The organism is Variovorax sp. P5_A3, from assembly GCF_056400665.1.
The window spans coordinates 1-1,649 of sequence record NZ_JBFUKW010000063.1; the positions used below are offsets into that span (position 1 = coordinate 1).

The 1,649-nt window shown below is 63.8% G+C and carries 2 protein-coding genes and 1 pseudogene; all 3 read right to left on the reverse strand.

Translation table 11 applies throughout. The features are described 5' to 3' along the window. The coding region (locus tag AC1D3B_RS36110; protein ID WP_478195460.1) for an MCP four helix bundle domain-containing protein at nucleotides 1–854 on the reverse strand (854 nt) is incomplete at its 3' end. A gap of 58 nt (nucleotides 855–912) precedes the next feature. Beyond that, nucleotides 913–1,419: a chemotaxis protein CheW gene (locus AC1D3B_RS36115; protein ID WP_478195461.1), complete on the reverse strand. Its 507-nt coding sequence runs from the start codon at nucleotides 1,417–1,419 to the stop codon at nucleotides 913–915. Between the two features lie 17 nt (nucleotides 1,420–1,436). After that, nucleotides 1,437–1,649, reverse strand: a pseudogene (locus AC1D3B_RS36120) (methyl-accepting chemotaxis protein); the annotation flags it as partial.

Here is a 1,649-nt window from a genome sequence, read left to right on the forward strand (position 1 = left end):
TTGCCCGTCGCGATCTGGCTCGACGCGGTCGCGATCGTGTCCGTGCCCGTACGCACCTCGCCGACCACCTTCGCCAGGCTGTCGTTCATGTTCTTCAGCGCCTGCAGCAGTTGACCCGTCTCGTCGCGGCTTTGCACTTCGATGCGGCTGCTCAGGTCGCCGGCGGCCACCGTCTCCGCAATCTTCACCGCTTCACGGAGCGGCCTGACGATGCTGCGTGAAATCAGGAACGCCGCCGTGCCGCCGAGCAATACCGTCATGACCGTGAGGAAGGCGCGCAGGTTGAAGCCGCGCGAGTTCGCCGCATCGATTGCCCGGCTCATGTCGTCGATCGCCTTGCGTTCCATCGACAGCAGGTCGAGCACACGCGATTCATAGGCCCTCGCCGCAGGCTGGAAGATCTCCTTGAAGGCGCGCTCGGCTTCCGCCGCATTGCCGCTCGCCTTGGCCTTGCCCACGATGTCCTTGCCGGCCTGGTACTTGACCCGCAGCTCGACGATGGACTTGAACATCGCCTTCTCTTCGTCGGTCACCAGCAGGGCCTCGACCTTCGCCATGGTCTCGGAGCCCTTCTTGACGCTGTCGGAAATGACGTCGGCAAAGGTCACGGGCAGCGTGTCGTCCGTGGTCTTCGCGATCATCGACGTACGGGCGATGGCCGAGTAGGTCAGCACGTACCAGTCCGAGATGAGCCGCTCCTTCGCGAGCGGGCTCTCCATCATGTGCCGCGTGGCTTCGGCGTTGTTCCTTGCGCTGTTCAGCGCGAAGGCGGTCGAGATGATCGTCAGGCCCAGGACGATGCCGAAGCCGATGGCCAGGCGCATGCCGATGCGGACGTTGGAGAGAAAGGTCATGATGGAAGGAGGTTGGAGGTATCGCGTGAGGCGCCGGAAGGTCGAGGGCCTCGGGGGTTCAGGCGGTGGCCGCGGCTTCGACGAGGCCCATTTCCTCGCTGGACATGAGCCGGTCGATGTCCACCAGGATCAGCATCCGCTTGTCCAGCGTGCCCAGCCCGATCAGGTAGTCCGTGTCCAGCACCGAGCCCATCTCCGGCGCAGGCTTGATCTGCTCGGCCGTCAGCGTGATCACGTCCGACACGCTGTCCACCACCATCCCCACCACGCGGCCTCCGATGTTCAGCACGATCACCACCGTGAACTGGTCGTAGCTCGGACTGCCCAGCGCGAACTTGATGCGCATGTCGATGATCGGCACGATGATTCCGCGCAGGTTCACCACTCCCTTGATGTACTCCGGCGCGTTCGCGATCCGCGTCACCGCGTCGTAGCCGCGTAGCTCCTGCACCTTCTGGATGTCGATGCCGTATTCCTCGTGGCCGAGGGTGAAGGAAAGAAATTCCAGCGGCTTGTCCGCGCGCGCCGAGCCTTCCGCGGCGTGTTTCGATTGAACTGAGGTCATGCTGCTATCTCCGTGACTTAAGACTTGAAAATGCGCACCGCATCGACGAGGCTGCCTGCCTGCTCCTGCAGCGATGCGGCGGCAGCAGCGGCCTCTTCCACCAGGGCCGCGTTCTGCTGCGTCACCTGGTCCATCTGCGTGATCGCCTGATTGATCTGCTCGATGCCCGAGGTCTGCTCCTGGCTCGCCGCCGTGATCTCGCCCATGATGTCGGTCACCCGCTTCACGCT